The 16,881-nt window shown below is 62.3% G+C and carries 14 protein-coding genes; 11 read left to right on the forward strand and 3 right to left on the reverse strand.

What is annotated here, in order from left to right:
* Positions 1–69: 69 nt before the first annotated feature.
* The 4 genes from LU682_RS15955 to LU682_RS15970 all read left to right on the forward strand — a co-directional run bounded on the left by LU682_RS15955 (position 70) and on the right by LU682_RS15970 (position 4,193).
* Positions 70–543 (forward strand): OsmC family protein, encoded by a 474-nt coding sequence (locus tag LU682_RS15955; RefSeq protein ID WP_049586314.1) that lies wholly within the window; start codon positions 70–72, stop codon positions 541–543.
* Between the two features lie 175 nt (positions 544–718).
* Entirely contained in the window at positions 719–1,138 is a 420-nt protein-coding gene (locus LU682_RS15960; protein WP_010953837.1) for a site-specific integrase, read from the forward strand.
* Positions 1,139–1,170: 32 nt separating this feature from the next.
* Complete coding sequence (locus LU682_RS15965) at positions 1,171–2,757, forward strand: ABC-F family ATPase (protein WP_010953836.1); 1,587 nt, start codon at positions 1,171–1,173, stop codon at positions 2,755–2,757.
* Positions 2,758–2,999: 242 nt separating this feature from the next.
* Positions 3,000–4,193, forward strand: a complete 1,194-nt coding sequence (locus LU682_RS15970) for an MFS transporter (protein WP_060488951.1) — start codon at positions 3,000–3,002, stop codon at positions 4,191–4,193.
* Here LU682_RS15970 and LU682_RS15975 read toward each other — a convergent pair.
* The gene (locus LU682_RS15975) at positions 4,155–5,201 is read right to left on the reverse strand and encodes an alpha/beta hydrolase family protein (protein WP_010953834.1); all 1,047 of its coding nucleotides are present in this window, start codon (positions 5,199–5,201) and stop codon (positions 4,155–4,157) included. The two genes, LU682_RS15970 and LU682_RS15975, sit on opposite strands and share 39 nt — an antisense overlap.
* 201 nt (positions 5,202–5,402) lie before the next feature.
* Here LU682_RS15975 and yghU point away from each other — a divergent pair, with 201 nt between their 5' ends.
* From yghU to LU682_RS16005, 6 genes are all read left to right on the forward strand, one after another.
* Positions 5,403–6,245: a glutathione-dependent disulfide-bond oxidoreductase gene (gene yghU / locus LU682_RS15980; RefSeq protein ID WP_010953833.1), complete on the forward strand. Its 843-nt coding sequence runs from the start codon at positions 5,403–5,405 to the stop codon at positions 6,243–6,245.
* A 191-nt stretch (positions 6,246–6,436) separates the two neighbouring features.
* Positions 6,437–8,140, forward strand: coding sequence for an amidase (locus LU682_RS15985; RefSeq protein WP_010953832.1), 1,704 nt, complete (start codon positions 6,437–6,439; stop codon positions 8,138–8,140).
* Between the two features lie 82 nt (positions 8,141–8,222).
* Positions 8,223–8,897 (forward strand): helix-turn-helix transcriptional regulator, encoded by a 675-nt coding sequence (locus tag LU682_RS15990; protein WP_049586315.1) that lies wholly within the window; start codon positions 8,223–8,225, stop codon positions 8,895–8,897.
* On the forward strand, positions 8,894–9,811 hold the full coding sequence (locus tag LU682_RS15995) for a serine/threonine dehydratase family protein (protein ID WP_010953830.1): 918 nt from the start codon (positions 8,894–8,896) through the stop codon (positions 9,809–9,811). Before LU682_RS15990 ends, LU682_RS15995 begins: the two co-directional genes overlap by 4 nt.
* A 185-nt stretch (positions 9,812–9,996) precedes the next feature.
* On the forward strand, positions 9,997–11,094 hold the full coding sequence (nspC, locus tag LU682_RS16000; RefSeq protein ID WP_003248125.1) for a carboxynorspermidine decarboxylase: 1,098 nt from the start codon (positions 9,997–9,999) through the stop codon (positions 11,092–11,094).
* Positions 11,095–11,126: 32 nt separating this feature from the next.
* On the forward strand, positions 11,127–12,371 hold the full coding sequence (locus LU682_RS16005) for a saccharopine dehydrogenase family protein (protein ID WP_003248123.1): 1,245 nt from the start codon (positions 11,127–11,129) through the stop codon (positions 12,369–12,371).
* A gap of 130 nt (positions 12,372–12,501) precedes the next feature.
* On the opposite strand, the gene LU682_RS16010 is transcribed toward LU682_RS16005, so the two are convergent.
* Positions 12,502–13,548: a class I SAM-dependent methyltransferase gene (locus LU682_RS16010; RefSeq protein ID WP_010953829.1), complete on the reverse strand. Its 1,047-nt coding sequence runs from the start codon at positions 13,546–13,548 to the stop codon at positions 12,502–12,504.
* Between the two features lie 244 nt (positions 13,549–13,792).
* On the opposite strand from LU682_RS16010, the gene LU682_RS16015 reads away from it, so the two are divergent.
* A complete protein-coding gene (locus LU682_RS16015; RefSeq protein ID WP_010953828.1) occupies positions 13,793–15,121 on the forward strand; it encodes a UDP-glucose dehydrogenase family protein in 1,329 nt (442 codons plus the stop codon).
* A gap of 9 nt (positions 15,122–15,130) precedes the next feature.
* On the opposite strand, the gene mqo is transcribed toward LU682_RS16015, so the two are convergent.
* Positions 15,131–16,750: a malate dehydrogenase (quinone) gene (mqo, locus tag LU682_RS16020; RefSeq protein WP_010953827.1), complete on the reverse strand. Its 1,620-nt coding sequence runs from the start codon at positions 16,748–16,750 to the stop codon at positions 15,131–15,133.
* Positions 16,751–16,881 lie beyond the last annotated feature (131 nt).

Below are 16,881 nucleotides of genomic sequence, written 5' to 3' on the forward strand. Positions count from 1 at the left end.
CGAGAGCAAGATAACCGCACCCAAGCGATGGGCAAGATTTTCCGGCCATCTTTCGACACAGGAGTGACCATGAAAGAACACCATTACGCTGTCACCGTAAATTGGATAGGTAACACAGGTGAAGGCACTGCCAGTTACACGGCGTACCAGAGAGACTTCAACGTGGAGGCTCCAGGCAAGGCACCTATCCTTGGCTCTGCCGACCCCGCCTTTCGCGGGGACCCTGAACGCTGGAACCCTGAAGACATGTTGCTGGCCTCGATCTCGGCCTGCCACAAGCTTTGGTATCTTCATCTGTGCGCAGTCAACAACGTGAACGTCTTGGAATATGTCGACTACCCGGTGGGCCGGATGCTTGAAGGGGATGGCCAGCGCAAGGGCCATTTCAAAGACGCTGAGTTGAGGCCTCAGGTCATTATCAGCAGCCAGTCAAATCTGGATCTTGCAAGACGCCTGCATGACGATGCTCACCACGAATGTTTTATTGCCAACTCAGTCAATTTCCCTATCAGGTGCAGTGCTGTTATCAAGCATCAAGACTAGATGTTTTGAATACAACTGCTTCCGTTGTTTAGCAATGGCTTCCAATCGACGCTATCAATAGAGGGGGGAGACACTCTTTCACGAGAGGCCGATAAAGGTCGAAAGCTGATAATCACAACCGACCGCGATCAATCCAAAGCGAAAACCTGACCAGACGAAAACCAAGCATCATCGGGTGGTCCTGTTAAACGAGCGCGCATTGAACGCCATCAATCAGGCCCAGCGAATGGATACCCTTCGTCGCATGGCGTCCAAGTCGGCCCACCTGACTAGCCCCTTCGTGTTCCAACCTAGCAAAGGTGGGCTGTGGATCAACGAGCCAAGTGTTACAATCCGCCACTTCAAATCGGCGCTGAAGGCGCTGAACATCCGTGAACGCCGTCAGTACGACACCCGCCACACCTACGCCACCCTATGCCTGATGCCTGGGATGAACCCCGCGTTCATCGCGAGCCAGCTTGGCCACAGCGTCGAGATGTTGCTCTCTACCTACGCGAAATGGATCAGCTCCTCCTCGGACTGGAGGGAGCTGGAGAAGCTGCCGCCCCGAGTCGAATTGGCCCAAAATTGGCCCAAGACTGACGACAGGGCCTAAATACACCTCTGGAACCCCCGCAGGACAAGCACTTGATTTCTACCGCTAACATCACCATGCAGTTCGGCTCCAAGCCGCTGTTCGAAAACGTTTCCGTCAAATTCAACAACGGCAACCGCTACGGCCTGATCGGCGCCAACGGTTGCGGCAAGTCGACCTTCATGAAAATCCTCGGCGGTGACCTGGAGCCGTCCGCAGGCCAGGTCATGCTCGAGCCGAATACCCGCCTGGGCAAGCTGCGCCAGGACCAGTTCGCCTACGAGGAATTCACCGTGATCGACACGGTGATCATGGGCCACGGCCAGCTGTGGAAAGTCAAAGCCGAGCGTGACCGTATCTACTCGCTGCCGGAAATGACCGAAGAAGACGGCATGGCCGTCGCCGAGCTGGAAACCGAATTCGCCGAAATGGACGGCTACACCGCCGAGTCCCGCGCCGGTGAACTGCTGCTGGGCCTGGGTATTCCGCTGGAGCAGCACTTCGGCCCGATGAGCGAAGTGGCACCGGGCTGGAAGCTGCGTGTCCTGCTGGCCCAGGCGCTGTTCTCGGACCCGGACGTGCTGCTGCTCGACGAACCGACCAACCACCTGGACATCAACACCATCCGCTGGCTGGAAACGATCCTCACGGCGCGTAACAGCACCATGATCATCATTTCCCACGACCGGCACTTCCTCAACAGCGTCTGCACCCACATGGCTGACCTGGATTACGGTGAGCTGCGCCTGTTCCCGGGCAACTATGACGAGTACATGACCGCGGCCACCCAGTCGCGTGAGCAGTTGCTGTCGGACAACGCCAAGAAGAAAGCCCAGATCGCCGAGCTGCAGACCTTCGTCAGCCGCTTCTCGGCCAACGCCTCCAAAGCCAAGCAGGCCACTTCTCGTGCCAAGCAGATCGACAAGATCCAGCTGGCCGAGGTCAAGCCGTCCAGCCGCGTCAGCCCGTTCATTCGTTTCGAACAGGCGAAGAAACTGCACCGCCAGGCGGTGGTGGTCGAGAAAATGGCCAAAGCCTTCGACGACAAGGTGCTGTTCAAGAACTTCGACATCACCGTCGAAGCGGGCGAGCGCGTTGCGATCATCGGCCCCAACGGTATTGGCAAGACCACCCTGCTGCGCACCCTGGTCGGCGAGATGACCCCGGATGCGGGCTCGGTGAAGTGGACCGACAGCGCCGAAGTGGGCTACTACGCCCAGGACCACGCCCACGACTTCGAAGACGACATGACCCTGTTCGACTGGATGGGCCAGTGGACCTCTGGTGAGCAGGTTATCCGCGGCACCCTGGGGCGCATGCTGTTCTCCAACGACGAAATCCTCAAGTCGGTGAAGGTGATTTCCGGTGGTGAACAAGGTCGCATGCTGTTCGGCAAGCTGATTTTGCAGAAGCCGAACGTGCTGGTGATGGACGAGCCGACCAACCACCTGGACATGGAATCGATCGAAGCGCTGAACCTGGCGCTGGAAAACTACCCGGGCACCCTGCTGTTCGTCAGCCACGACCGCGAGTTCGTGTCGTCGCTGGCCACGCGCATCATCGAGCTGTCGGCCGATGGTGTGGTGGACTTCAGCGGTACCTACGATGACTACCTGCGTAGCCAGGGTGTGCTGGTCTGATTGATGGGACGGCCTGGCCATCTCGGATGGCCGGGCCTCTTCGCGGGCTTGCCCGCTCCCACAGGGACCGCACAGGTATTGGACGCTTGTGGGGCCTTGGGAGAGCGGGCAAGCCCGCGAAGAGTACATCCCCATCCCACCGACCGGCACGGCCCGACGAATAATTCGTTAGCCTGCTGTCTTTTCCTTCGCGCAACGGCCATGATGGGACCACGCCCAACCGCCCGCCCGCGAAAGAGCCCATGACCGCGCAACAACCAGCCCCCGCCAGTCACACGCTGCACATCACCCTGCAGATCCTGTCGATCGTTTTCTATACCTTCATTGCCTTCCTCTGCATCGGCCTGCCGATTGCGGTGCTGCCCAGCTATGTGCACGACCAGCTCGGCTTTGGCGCAGTGATCGCCGGTGTAACCATTGGCCTGCAGTACCTGGCCACGCTGCTGAGCCGCCCGTTTGCAGGCAGGGTGGCGGACACCTTGGGAGGGAAACAGGCCATCCGCTTTGGCTTGCTGGGGATTGCCGGTTGCGGGGTGTTGACGTTGCTGTCAGCCTGGACCCTCACCTTACCGCTGCTGAGCCTGGCACTGCTGCTCGGTGGACGTTTGCTGCTGGGCATCGCCCAAGGGCTGATCGGCGTGGCCACCTTGAGCTGGGGCATCAGCCAGGTCGGCCCCGAGCACACTGCCAGGGTCATCTCGTGGAACGGTATCGCCTCCTATGGCGCGATCGCCATCGGTGCGCCAGTTGGCGTTCTGGCCGTGGACGGGCTGGACTTCAGCGTGCTGGGGCCGGCTTTGCTGGTGCTGGCAACCCTTGCCCTGCTGGTGCTTCGCAAGCGCCCCGACGTGGTCGTGGTACGCGGCGAGCGCCTGCCCTTCTGGTCGGCGTTCGGCCGGGTTGCCCCGTGTGGCCTGGGTTTGACCCTGGCCTCGATCGGCTACGGCACCTTGACCACCTTCGTCACCCTGTATTACCTCGAGCGCGGCTGGGCCGGCGCGGCCTGGTGCCTGAGTGCGTTTGGTGTGTGCTTCATCATTTCGCGGCTGCTGTTCGTCAACGCGGTCAACCGCTTTGGTGGGTACAACGTGGCGGTCGCCTGCATGGCCACCGAAGTGCTCGGCCTGAGCCTTCTGTGGCTGGCGCCCTCGCCGCCCTGGGCGCTGGTTGGCGCCGGGCTGACCGGTTTCGGGCTGTCGCTGGTTTACCCGGCATTGGGCGTGGAAGCGATCAAGCAAGTCCCCAGCAGCAGCCGCGGCGCAGGGCTGGGTGCCTATGCTGTGTTCTTCGACATGGCCTTGGCCATTGCCGGCCCGGTGATGGGCGCCGTGGCGGTACACCTGGGGTATGCCTCGATCTTCTGCGTGGCTGCCCTGCTCGCCTTGGCCGGGGTCGGCCTAACGTTGTGGCTGGCGCGGCGCGCCCGTCGCAGCTGAACGCTCAGCCGGCGCTGGCGACCCCAGCGCCTGGCTGAAGAACGCTGCCGTTTCTCGCTGCAGCGAATGATGGATATACCGGCGGTCGACGCCGTCGGCGTCCTTGCACAGCGCCGGCATTCGCGCGTACTGCTCGGCATCGCAGTGGGCCATGAATACGAAATGCCCGGCACCGGCCAACAGGCGGTAGTCCGGTGTGACCGGCAGTTTGCGGGCCAGGGCCTCGGCATTACGGTCTACGGCCACAAGCTGATCGCTGTCGCCACTGTAGATCAGTGCGGGTACCTGCACCCCGGCCAGCGCATGGCGCCCGAACAACAGGCTCAGCGGCGCCATCAACATGACCGCCCCCACTCGCGGGTCGGTCTCGGGCGCCAGTTCGCTGCGGTCGGCAATCAGTATGCCGTGGGTCTTGCAGGCGTCTGCGTCATGCGGACGCTCCAGGCAGTACTGACGCAGACGCTCCAGGTCGGGGCGTGCGCCAGACAGGATCAACGCGGTTTCTCCGCCGGCCGAGTAGCCGATCACACCCACCTTGCCGTCATTCAGATAAGGCCCGACCACTGCATCATCACGCGCTGCGGTGATCGCCGCGCTGACTTGCAACGGCCGTCCATAAAGATTGCTCAGGGTGCCAAGGCGACTGTGGTCGCGCACGTTGTCCCCCGGGTGCACCACCGCCACCACCACGAACCCTTGCCGCGCCAGCGACGTGGCCAGGTAATGCAAGGCCAGTGGGCTGCCCGTATTGCCGTGAGACAGTACCAGCAACGGGAATCGCCCCATGGCGACGGGCGCCTCTTCGGCCACGTCGACGGGATACCCGTCTATACGGCTGATACGGGTTTTGCCAACGGCCGGGTAGAACGCCAGGGCTTGCATCGGGCGGCTATCGACCGGGTCGGTCAAGGTCATAAGGTGCAGGCCGGCAACCCACGGCGCGGCCTCGGCGCGGGCCAACAGGCCGCCGAGCAGGACCAGCGCCAACACGCAGCGTGCAAGGGTCATCGGCCAGCGGTTCCTTGCAGGACGAAGGGATAACCCAGCATAAAACCGGCCGGCGTTGTGCCGGATGAAAACTGGATGAAACCGCCGTCATGCAAGCTGCGCCTGCACCCTGTGCATTTGCGCATTGCGTCGAACCCGTGGCATAGATGCAGGTCAAGGTTTTCACGTGACCGTTTTCGCGCCTTTGAAGGAGATTCATGCATGAGCAAGCCTGCCTACGTGCCACCCAAAGTCTGGCGCAACGACGCAGCCTCCGGCGGCCAGTTCGCCAGCATCAACCGCCCGGTAGCCGGCCCGACTCACGACAAGGACCTGCCGCTGGGCAAGCACCCGCTGCAGCTGTATTCCCTGGCCACGCCCAATGGCGTCAAGGTCACCATTGCCCTTGAAGAGCTGCTTGCCCTCGGCCACGCCGGTGCCGAATACGATGCCTGGCTGATCCGCATCGGCGAGGGTGATCAGTTTTCCAGTGGCTTCGTCCAGGTCAACCCCAACTCGAAGATCCCTGCCCTGCTCGACCGCAGCGTGGAGCCGCCGGTGCGGGTGTTCGAGTCAGGCTCGATCCTGCTGTACCTGGCAGAGAAGTTCGGTGCTTTGCTGCCAAAATCGCCGGCTGCGCGCACCGAATGCCTGAACTGGTTGTTCTGGCAGATGGGGGCGGCGCCTTACCTGGGCGGTGGTTTTGGCCACTTCTACGTGTATGCACCGGAAAAGTTCGAGTACGCCATCAACCGCTTCACCATGGAGGCCAAGCGTCAACTGGACGTACTTGATCGCCGCTTGGCCGAAAGCCGTTATCTGAGCGGCGAGGAATACAGTATCGCTGATATTGCCGTGTGGCCGTGGTATGGCCAGCTGGTGCGCGGCAACCTGTATGACGCCGCGCAGTTCCTGGCGGTTGACGAGTACCCGAACGTACAGCGCTGGGCCGAGGACATCGCCCTGCGCCCTGCTGTGCAGCGCGGTACACGCGTGAACCGTACCTGGGGAGATGAACACAGCCAGGTGCCGGAGCGCCATAGCGCCGCAGACCTGGAAGGTTGACGCAAACCGTGTGGGAGCGGCCCTTGGGTGACTGAAAGGCCGCCCCCACAATGGGCTGTGCAATACCTGCGAATGCCCCCGACAATGCCCCCTTGCATAAAACCATTTGCCCCTGCGCAAACCTGCGTCCGCCAAGCCCTTCTTGTACACTCCTCGCATTAGCCCCCACCTGCACATTTTTTGGTGAACGCATGATCGAGGTAACCGAGGTTTCCATTGCCGAGCTGCGCGACGCGCTCGAGACGGGCCGCACAACGGCGGTCGAGCTGGTCAAGGCCTACCTGGCGCGCATCGACGCCTACGATGGCGCCGACACGGCCACTGCCCTTAACGCCGTAGTGGTGCGCAACCCGGAGGCGCTGAAAGAAGCCGAGGCCTCCGATGCCCGCCGCGCCAAGGGCCAGGTGCTTAGCCCGCTGGACGGCATCCCCTACACCGCCAAGGACAGCTACCTGGTCAAAGGCCTGACTGCCGCCTCCGGCAGCCCTGCCTTCAAGGACCTGGTCGCCCAGCGCGACGCCTTCACCATCGAGCGCCTGCGCGCCGCTGGTGCCGTGTGCCTGGGCAAGACCAACATGCCGCCCATGGCTAACGGTGGCATGCAGCGCGGCGTCTATGGCCGCGCCGAAAGCCCGTACAACGCCGACTACCTGACCGCGCCCTTCGCCTCGGGCTCGTCCAACGGTGCCGGTACCGCCACCGCCGCCAGCTTCAGCGCCTTTGGCCTGGCCGAAGAAACCTGGTCCAGCGGCCGTGGCCCGGCGTCCAACAACGGCCTGTGCGCCTACACCCCGTCGCGCGGGGTGATTTCGGTGCGTGGCAACTGGCCGCTAACGCCGACCATGGACGTGGTGGTGCCCTATGCCCGCACCATGGCCGACCTCCTTGAAATCCTCGACGTGGTGGTAGCCGATGACGCCGACAAGCGCGGCGACCTGTGGCGCCTGCAGCCGTGGGTGCCGATCCCCGCTGCCTCGACGGTACGCCCAGCGTCGTACCTTGAACTGGCGGTAGATGCCAGCGCGCTCAAGGGCAAGCGCTTTGGCGTCCCACGCATGTATATAAATGCCGATCCCGAAGCGGGCACCGCCGAGAAGCCAGGCATCGGCGGGCCGACCGGCCAACGCATCAACACCCGCGCCACGGTGATCGACCTGTGGCAACAAGCACGCCAGGCCCTGGAAGCGGCGGGTGCCGAAGTACTGGAAGTGGACTTCCCGCTGGTGTCCAACTGCGAAGGCGACCGCCCAGGTGCGCCGACCGTGTACAACCGTGGCATCGTCAGCAAGGCATTCCTGCATGACGAACTGTGGGAACTGTCGGGCTGGGCCTTTGACGACTTCCTGCGCGCCAACGATGACCCCAAGCTTAATCGCCTGGCCGATGTCGACGGGCTGAAGATCTTCCCCCACGACCCGGGCACCCTGCCCAACCGTGAAGACGACCTGGCTGCCGGCATGGACGAGTACGTCAACATGGCCAAACGTGGCCTGAAGACCTGGGACCAGATCGAGACCCTGCCCGACGGCCTGCGCGGCCTGGAGCAGACCCGCAAGCTGGACCTGGAAGACTGGATGGACAAGCTGGGCCTGGACGCGGTGCTGTTCCCCACCGTAGCCGACGTTGGCCCGGCCGATGCCGATATCAACCCGGTATCGGCGGACATCGCCTGGAGCAACGGTGTCTGGGTAGCCAACGGCAACCTGGCAATCCGTCACCTGGGCGTGCCGACCGTGACCGTGCCGATGGGCGTGATGGCCGATATCGGTATGCCGGTGGGGCTGACCTTTGCCGGGAAGGCCTATAGCGACAACGCGCTGCTGAGTTTTGCTGCCGCGTTCGAGGCCACCGGCTCGCGCCGGATGGTTCCGCCGCGCACGCCGGCGCTCGGCTGAGTCTTACAGGGCCCGCGAAAGCAGATCGCGAATTTCAACTATATGTGTAAAAATGCACAAACAGTTGATTTTGCGGTCTGCCATGCCTATCCCCCCCAGCGAAGAACGCCAACTCACCCTCACCGTGCTCAAGGCCGCGATCCAGGCACTGGGCAGCGTTGCCGCACGCAACATGGAAATACTCCTGCACGACCTTGACCACCCCGAACACTCGGTGGTGGCGATCGTCAACGGGCATCTTTCCGGCCGCAGCGTGGGCAGCCCGATCCTTGCCGCACCGGAGCAGGACCAGGGTTTCAAGGCACTGATGCAGGCCTCGGCCGACCAGCACGGCCGTGAGCCGGTGGTGCTGCCCGATTACCCCACTACGCTCAAAGGCCGCACGCTACGAAGTGCCACGGCAATCTTCCGTGACAGCAGCGGCCACCCGTTCGCCAGCCTGTGCGTCAACACCGACGTCACCGGCCTGGATGCTGCCATGAACTTTCTCCAGCAGCTGCAGCCGCTGGGGGCCATACCTGCGGTCAACGAACCTGCCGACATGGAGCTGCTGATGAGCGAGATCATCCAGGCCGCCCTGCAGCGCAGCGGCCAGGGGCGGATGAACAAACAGGCCAAGGTCGAGGCCGTGCGCGTCATGCAGGAGCGCGGCCTGTTCATCGTCAAGGGCGGCGTCGAGAAGGCTGCCAGCGCCCTCGGCGTGACGCGCTACACCATTTACAACTACCTCGAGCAACTACGCGGAGCCAGCCAATGACCTTGCACATTCATACCCCCCTGATCGAGTCGCGCCCGCTGTCGTTGGCGGCCGGTCGTAATATCTGGCTCAAGCTCGACGCCCTGCAACCCTGCGGTTCGTTCAAACTGCGCGGTGTAGGCCACGCCTGCGAGGTACACCACGCGCGTGGCGCCCGGCACTTTGTGTCCTCGTCAGGTGGCAATGCCGGTTTGGCAGTCGCCTATGCCGGACGCAAGCTGGGGGTGCCGGTGACCGTGGTGATACCCGAAACCACCACCGAACGGGCCAAGCAGTTGCTGCACCTGGAAGACGCCAAGGTGGTGGTGCAAGGCAGTTCCTGGCAAGAGGCCAACGCCCTGGCACAGACACTGGTAGGCCCGAACGATGCCTTCATCCACCCATTCGACGACCCACTGCTGTGGGCCGGGCATGCCAGCCTGGTGGATGAAGTGGCCGAGGCCGGCCTGAAGCCGGACGCGGTGGTGTTGTCAGTCGGCGGGGGCGGCTTGCTCAGTGGCGTGGTGGAGGGGCTCAAGCGCAATGGCTGGGGCGATGTGCCTGTGCTGGCGGTAGAAACCGAGGGCGCGGCGTCGCTGCATGCGGCCATGCAGGCTGGGCATTCGGTGGAGCTGGAGCGCATCGCCTCGGTGGCGACGTCGCTGGGGGCCAAGCGTGTGGCTGATCAGGCGCTGATGTGCGTGCAGCAGCATCCGGTGCACAGCCATCTGGTCAGCGATCGCGCAGCGCTGGAGGCCTGTGAGCGGTTCTTGCTGGACCACCGTGTGCTGGTCGAGCCCGCGTGCGGGGCGGCGTTGGCAGTGGCCTATGATGCCAAGGCTCTGGGCGCCTTGCGCAATGTCCTGGTGGTGGTCTGTGGTGGCGCTACCGCAACACTGGAGCAGATCCAGGCCTGGCTGCAGCAGGCAGACTGAAGCTGCCATCTGTCGGGGGTGATTACGACAGTCACATGCACCTGATCTACTAGGCTCGCCGCAACCGAAAAAGCCCTCGCAATAGCGTCAACCCTGACGAAATGCGTATCCCGCCCTTTCGGTCTGCGGCAAGTGAAGGCACAATGCGTGTCCTTTTTTTGGCCGGCCTGGCCGGGGGCCTTTAAATGATCAAGACGCCGTATTACCTCATCGATAAAACCAAGCTGCTCAGCAACATGGAGAAGATCGCCTACGTGCGCGAACACTCCGGTGCCAAGGCGCTGCTCGCCCTCAAGTGCTTCGCCACCTGGTCGGTGTTCGACCTGATGCAGCAGTACATGGACGGTACCACCTCGTCCTCCCTGTTCGAGCTCAAGCTCGGCCGCCAGAAGTTCGCCGGCGAAACCCATGCCTATAGCGTGGCCTGGGCCGACGACGAGGTCGAGGAGATGCTTGAGAACTGCGACAAGATCATCTTCAACTCGATCGGCCAGCTGCAACGCTTTGCCGAACAGTCCGAAGGCAAGGTGCGTGGTCTGCGCGTCAACCCGCAGGTCAGCAGCTCCGACTACCTGCTGGCCGACCCGGCCCGCCCGTTCAGCCGCCTGGGCGAATGGGACCCGGCGAAGATCGAACAGGTGATCGAACAGATCTCCGGCTTCATGTTCCACAACAACTGCGAGAACGGTGACTTCGGCCTGTTCGACAAGATGCTCACGCACATCGAAGAGCGTTTCGGCCACCTGCTGCACAAGGTCGAGTGGGTCAGCCTTGGTGGCGGCATTCACTTCACCGGTGAAGACTATGCAGTAGACGCCTTCTGCGCGCGCCTGAAGGCGTTCTCGGAAAAATACGGCGTGCAGGTTTACCTGGAGCCGGGCGAAGCCGCCATCACCAACAGCGCTTCGCTGGAAGTGACCGTGCTCGATACCCTGTACAACGGCAAGCACCTGGCCGTGGTCGACAGCTCGATCGAAGCGCACCTGCTCGACCTGCTGATCTACCGCCTCAACGCCAAGATGGCCCCCAATGACGGCGAGCATACCTACATGGTCTGCGGCAAGTCATGCCTGGCCGGTGACATCTTCGGCGAGTACCAATTCGACCGTCCGCTGGCCATTGGCGATCGCCTGTCGTTCATCGACACGGCGGGTTACACCATGGTCAAGAAAAACTGGTTCAACGGGCTGAAGATGCCTTCCATCGTGGTCAAGCAGCTCGACGGCAGCGTCGAAGTCGTCCGCGAGTTCGGTTTCGAAGACTACGTTTCCAGCCTGTCGTAAGACCGGCTTTCAAGTAAGGAGCAAAGGGTAAATTGAAGAAGAACGTTCTTATCATTGGTGCAGGAGGTGTCGCCAAGGTGGTGGCCCACAAGTGCGCGCAGCATAACGACGAACTGGGTCGTATCGCCATCGCGTCACGGAACATCTCCAAATGCCAGGCCATCATCGACAGCGTCAAGGCCAAGGGTAGCCTCAAGGTACCCGCCGACATCCAGGCCTTCTCGCTCAATGCCCTCGATGTCGAGGCAACCAAGGCGCTGATCCGCGAAACCGAATCGCAGATCGTGATCAATGTGGGTTCCGCCTTCCTCAACATGTCGGTGCTGCGTGCTTGCATCGATACGGGTGTCGCCTATCTGGACACCGCCATCCACGAAGAGCCGGGCAAGATCTGCGAGACCCCACCGTGGTACGGCAACTACGAGTGGAAACACCTCGAAGAGTGCCAGGCAAAGAACATTACCGCCATTCTCGGCGTCGGTTTCGACCCGGGTGTGGTGAACAGCTACGCCAAGCTGGCGCAGCAGCAGTATTTCGACAGCATTGATTCGATCGATATTCTCGACGTCAATGCCGGTTCGCATGGCAAGTACTTTGCCACCAACTTCGACCCGGAAATCAACTTCCGCGAGTTCACCGGACAAGTGTGGAGCTGGCAGAACAGCCAGTGGACCAGCAACACCATGTTCGAGGTCAAGCGTACCGACGACCTGCCAGTGGTAGGCTCGCAAAACCTGTACCTGACCGGCCACGATGAAGTTCACTCGATTTCGAAGAACCTCAACGTCCCGAACGTGCGCTTCTGGATGAGCTTCGGCGAGCACTACATCAACGTGTTCACTGTTCTGAAAAACCTGGGCCTGCTCAGCGAGCAACCGGTGAAAACCGCCGAAGGCCTGGAAGTGGTACCGCTGAAAGTGGTCAAGGCCGTACTGCCAGACCCGGCCTCGCTGGCCCCTGGCTACACCGGCAAGACCTGCATCGGCGACCTGGTCAAAGGCACCAAGGATGGCCAGCCGCGCGAAGTGTTCATCTACAACGTGGCCGACCACGAAGAAGCCTACGCCGAGACCGACAGCCAGGGCATTTCCTACACCGCCGGTGTACCGCCAGTGGCCGCTGCCCTGCTGGTCGCTCGTGGCGAGTGGGATGCCAAGCGCATGGTCAACGTCGAGGAGCTGCCAGCCGAGCCGTTCCTCAAGGCGCTGGACGTGATGGGCCTGCCGACCCGCGTCAAAGATGAAAAAGGCGATCGTCCCTGGGACGCTGAAGCCTAAGCGACAAACAGAAGGGGTGCCATGCAGGACCCCTTCTGCTTTCCAGGTCCAGGATCGCCACAGCCCTGAAACAAGCACGTAACCTGTGGGAACGGGCAAGCCCGCGAAGAGGCCGGCGCAAGATCACGCTCTACTTGCGGGCCTCCAGAATCAGGTTGAACGGCGTCTGCGTCGCGCGCCGGAAGCGGCTGAACCCCGCCTCCTCGAAGACGGCCCGCAATCGCGCCTCCCCGGCCTGCGCACCCAACCCCAGTCCCACTTCCTGCGACAACGAATTGGGCGTGCAGATAAACGTCGACGCCGCATAGAACAAGCGCCCGACCGGTGTCAGGTTACCCTCCAGCGAGTCCTCGGCATATGGCTCCACCAGCATGACCGTGCCATCAGCTTTCAAAGCATGGTAGGCATGCCTGGCTGCCCCGACCGGGTCACCCATGTCGTGCAGGCAATCGAAGAAGCACACCAGGTCATGATCATGCCCCGGGTACTCCTTGGCGCTGGCCTGCTGGAAGCTCACCCGCCCCTCCAACCCCGCTTCCCGTGCACGCGCGTTGGCGGTGACGATTGAAGGCTGATGATAGTCGTACCCCACGAAGGTCGACGCCGGAAACGCCTGCGCCATCACCAGCGTCGAGGCACCATGACCGCAGCCCACGTCCGCCACCTTGGCGCCCGCCTGCAGCTTGGCCACCACACCCTCCAGTGCCGGCAGCCAATCCGCAACCAGGAAGGTGCGATACCCCGGCCGGAAAAAGCGCTCGGTACCGCTGAACATGCACGGGTGGTGATCGCCCCAGGCCAACCCGCCATCGCCGCGCATGGCGGCTACCAGCTTGTCCTTGTCATGGAACAGCGCCGCCACCACTGCCGCGCCGCCGGCCATGTAGGCCGGGGAGTCCTCCAGCGCCAGGGCCATGGCCTGTTCTTCAGGCAGCACAAAACGGCCCTTGTCATGGACCATGTAGCCCGATGCCGCCTGGGCATTCAACCATTCTCGCACCAGCCGCGGGTGGCAGCCGGTCTTTTCCGCCAGTTGCTCAGGGGTGACCGCCTGGCTGTCGGCCATGGCCCGGTACAGCCCCAGTTCATCGCCGAGAATGACATTGGCCAGCGTCGCCGCTGCGCCCATGTCGCCCACCAGCTTGCCCATGAAATCGTGAAGCCTTGCCTCGTCCATGACCTGCCCTCCTCTGCAAGAAGGCCATCGCCAACGAGGGACGTCCGCTCCGGGAAGGCGGTGGTCGGTTCAAGGGTTTTCGTTCGCGGTACAACACGCTACCGCGAGCTGTCAGTAAGTTTAGATGCTCTGCCTGGGCGACGTGGAATAACGGCCATATGGCCCACGAGCATTTCCCTCAGGTCACAATTCCTAAACAACGATGTGACATTTTTTTTCAGCTTTCCTATCAAGGAGCTGTCAAATGAAGGTCACGGTTTTCGGAACCGGCTATGTCGGCCTGACCCAGGCAGTGTGCCTGGCCCAGGTAGGCCATTCGGTGTTGTGCATGGATGTCGATGCCGATCGGGTGGCCAGCCTGAGTGAAGGCCATTGCCCGATCTTCGAGCCCGGCCTTGCGCCGCTGCTGGAGAAGAACCTCGCCTGCGGTCGGCTGCGCTTCACCACGGATGCCGCAGCGGCTGCCAACTATGCCCGGTTGCAGTTCATTGCCGTCGGTACTCCGCCGCAAGCCGATGGTAGCGCCGACCTGAAGCACGTTTTCGCCGTGGTCGACAGCATCCTCGAACACGCTGACGGGCCCAAAGTAATCGTCAACAAGTCCACCGTGCCGGTGGGTACGGTACACCGCATCAAGGCACGCATCGCCCAGGCCGTGGCCGATACCAGCCGCTTCCAGGTGATCAGCAACCCGGAGTTTCTCAAGGAAGGGTCTGCGGTGGATGACTGCATGCGCCCCCAGCGCATCATCATCGGCGGCGCAGAAGCGGCCGAAGTGGAGTTGCTACGCGAGCTTTACCTGCCGTTCAACCGCAACCGCGAAAAGTTCATGGTCATGGACGCGCGCAGTGCCGAGCTGACCAAGTACGCAGCCAACTGCATGCTGGCCACCAAGATTTCCTTCATCAACGAAATCGCCAACCTGGCCGAGCACCTGGGGGCCGACATCGAAATGGTGCGCCGTGGCATCGGCTCGGACCCGCGCATCGGTTACGACTTCATCTACGCCGGCTGCGGTTTTGGCGGCTCGTGCTTCCCCAAAGACCTGCAAGCCCTGCGCCACAGTGCCGAGGCGGAAGGCTTCGAGACACAGTTGCTGCGGGCAGTAGAGTCGGTCAACGAGCAGCAGAAGGGCCGGCTGTTCAGCAAGATCCAGCGCCATTACCCCGGCGGCCTGCGGGGCAAGGTGTTTGCCCTGTGGGGGTTGTCGTTCAAGCCCAATACCAATGATATCCGCGAAGCTTCCAGCCGGGTCCTGCTGGAAGCACTGTGGGCCGCGGGCGCGCGGGTGCAGGCTCACGACCCTCAGGCCATGGAAGAAATCCGGCGCCACTACGGCCCGCGTGCCGACCTGCAACTGGTGCCCTGCAAGGACGATGCGTTGCGGGGCGCCGATGCCCTGGTGATCGTCACCGAATGGCAGGACTACCGTGTGCTCAACCTGGACGAGGTGCCGCAGCAGCTGGCCGACCGGGTGGTGTTCGATGGCCGCAACCTGTACGAACCCGAGCACATGGCCTCGGCAGGGCTGGCTTACTACGGCATCGGACGTGGCAAGATTGCGCCAGCTTGACGGCAATGATTACCGGCTGGCCACTCCCTGGCTGTCAGCCGGCCTTATCGACTCAGGGCGCTGCGGACTGACAGGCGGCTCAAGCTGCAGCACCTCGTTGGTATATGCCCACTCCTTCTCTAGCTGATCCGGGTGGTCGTTCAGGCGGATGCCATAGGACGGGATGATCTGTTTGATCTTGGCCTGCCACTCGGGCGACGCCACCTTGTTCTTGAACACCTTGTTCAACACATCGAGCATGATAGGCGCAGCGGTCGACGCACCGGGAGAGGCCCCCAGCAAGCCGGCGATACTGCCGTCCCTGGACGTCACCACCTCGGTACCGAGCTTGAGCACGCCGCCCAACGCTTCGTCTTTCTTGATGATTTGCACCCGCTGGCCCGCCTGCCACAGCCGCCAGTCTTCTTTCTTCGCCTCGGGGAAGTAGGTGCGCAGCGCTTCGAAGCGGTCATCGTCCGATTGCAGCACCTGCCCGATCAGGTACTGCACCAGGTCGAACTCGCGTACCCCTACCCGCACCATCGGCCAGGCATTGTGCACGCTGGTACTGGCGAGCAGGTCAAGCAATGAGCCCTGCTTGAGGAACTTGGTCGAGAAGGTGGCAAACGGCCCAAACAGGATCAGGCGCTTGCCATCAAGTACCCGGGTGTCCAAGTGCGGCACCGACATGGGCGGCGCACCGGTTGCGGCAATGCCATAGGCCTTGGCCATGTGGCGCTGGGCGATAGCCGGGTTGTCAGTGACCAGGAACGAGCCACCGACCGGGAAGCCGCCATAGTTCTTGGCCTCGTCGATACCCGACTTCTGCAGCAGCGGCAGTGCCGCCCCGCCAGCGCCGATGAACAGGAACCGGGCATCGGTGGCTGCCTTGCTGCCATTCTTCAGATTCTTGTACTCGACGTGCCAGGAACCGTCGTCGTTACGGGTGATGTCCTGCACTTCGCTCGACAGCTTGAGATCGAAGTTCGGCCGCGTCTGCAGGTAACCCACATACTGCCGGGTGATCTCGCCAAAGTTGACGTCGGTGCCGATCGGCGTCCAGGTCACGGCCAGCTTCTGGTTGGGATCGCGGCCTTCCATCATCAGCGGGACCCATTTGCGGATCTGCTCGTGGTCTTCGGAGTACTGCATGGGTTTGAACAGGGGGCTGGCCTGCAGCGCCTCGTAGCGCTTCTTCAGGAAGCGGATATTGTCATCGCCCCAGACAAAGCTCATGTGCGGGGTGGTGTTGATGAACGAATGCGGGTTTTTCAGCACGCCCTGCTTGACCTGCCAGGCGAGAAACTGGCGCGTTACCTGGAACGACTCGTTGATTTCAACTGCCTTGCTGATGTCGATCTTGCCGTCTTTTTCCGGGGTGTAGTTCAGCTCCGCCAGGGCCGAGTGGCCGGTGCCGGCGTTGTTCCAGCCGTTGGAGCTCTCCTCGGCCACCTTGTCCAGGCGCTCGACCATTTCCATCGACCAGCCGGGCTCCAGCTCGTTGAGCCACACGGCCAAGGTAGAACTCATGATGCCGCCGCCCACAAGCAGCACATCGACCTTTCGGGTTTCCGCCGCTTGGGCATTGAGCATGCCGATGGCCAAGGCCAGCCCGGCCATCGCCAGTTTTGGCTTGATGGTGATCTTCATAACCTCTCCCGCGCCTCGTTGCTGTCCGTGGTTCAGCCACAAGCTTAGCCGACGCGTTTAGTCGGGTATGACGACGCACAAACACTTGCAATCGGCCACATCTCAAAATACTGTATGAATACTCAGTATCG

Source organism: Pseudomonas alloputida (assembly GCF_021283545.2).
Classification (GTDB): domain Bacteria; phylum Pseudomonadota; class Gammaproteobacteria; order Pseudomonadales; family Pseudomonadaceae; genus Aquipseudomonas; species Aquipseudomonas alloputida.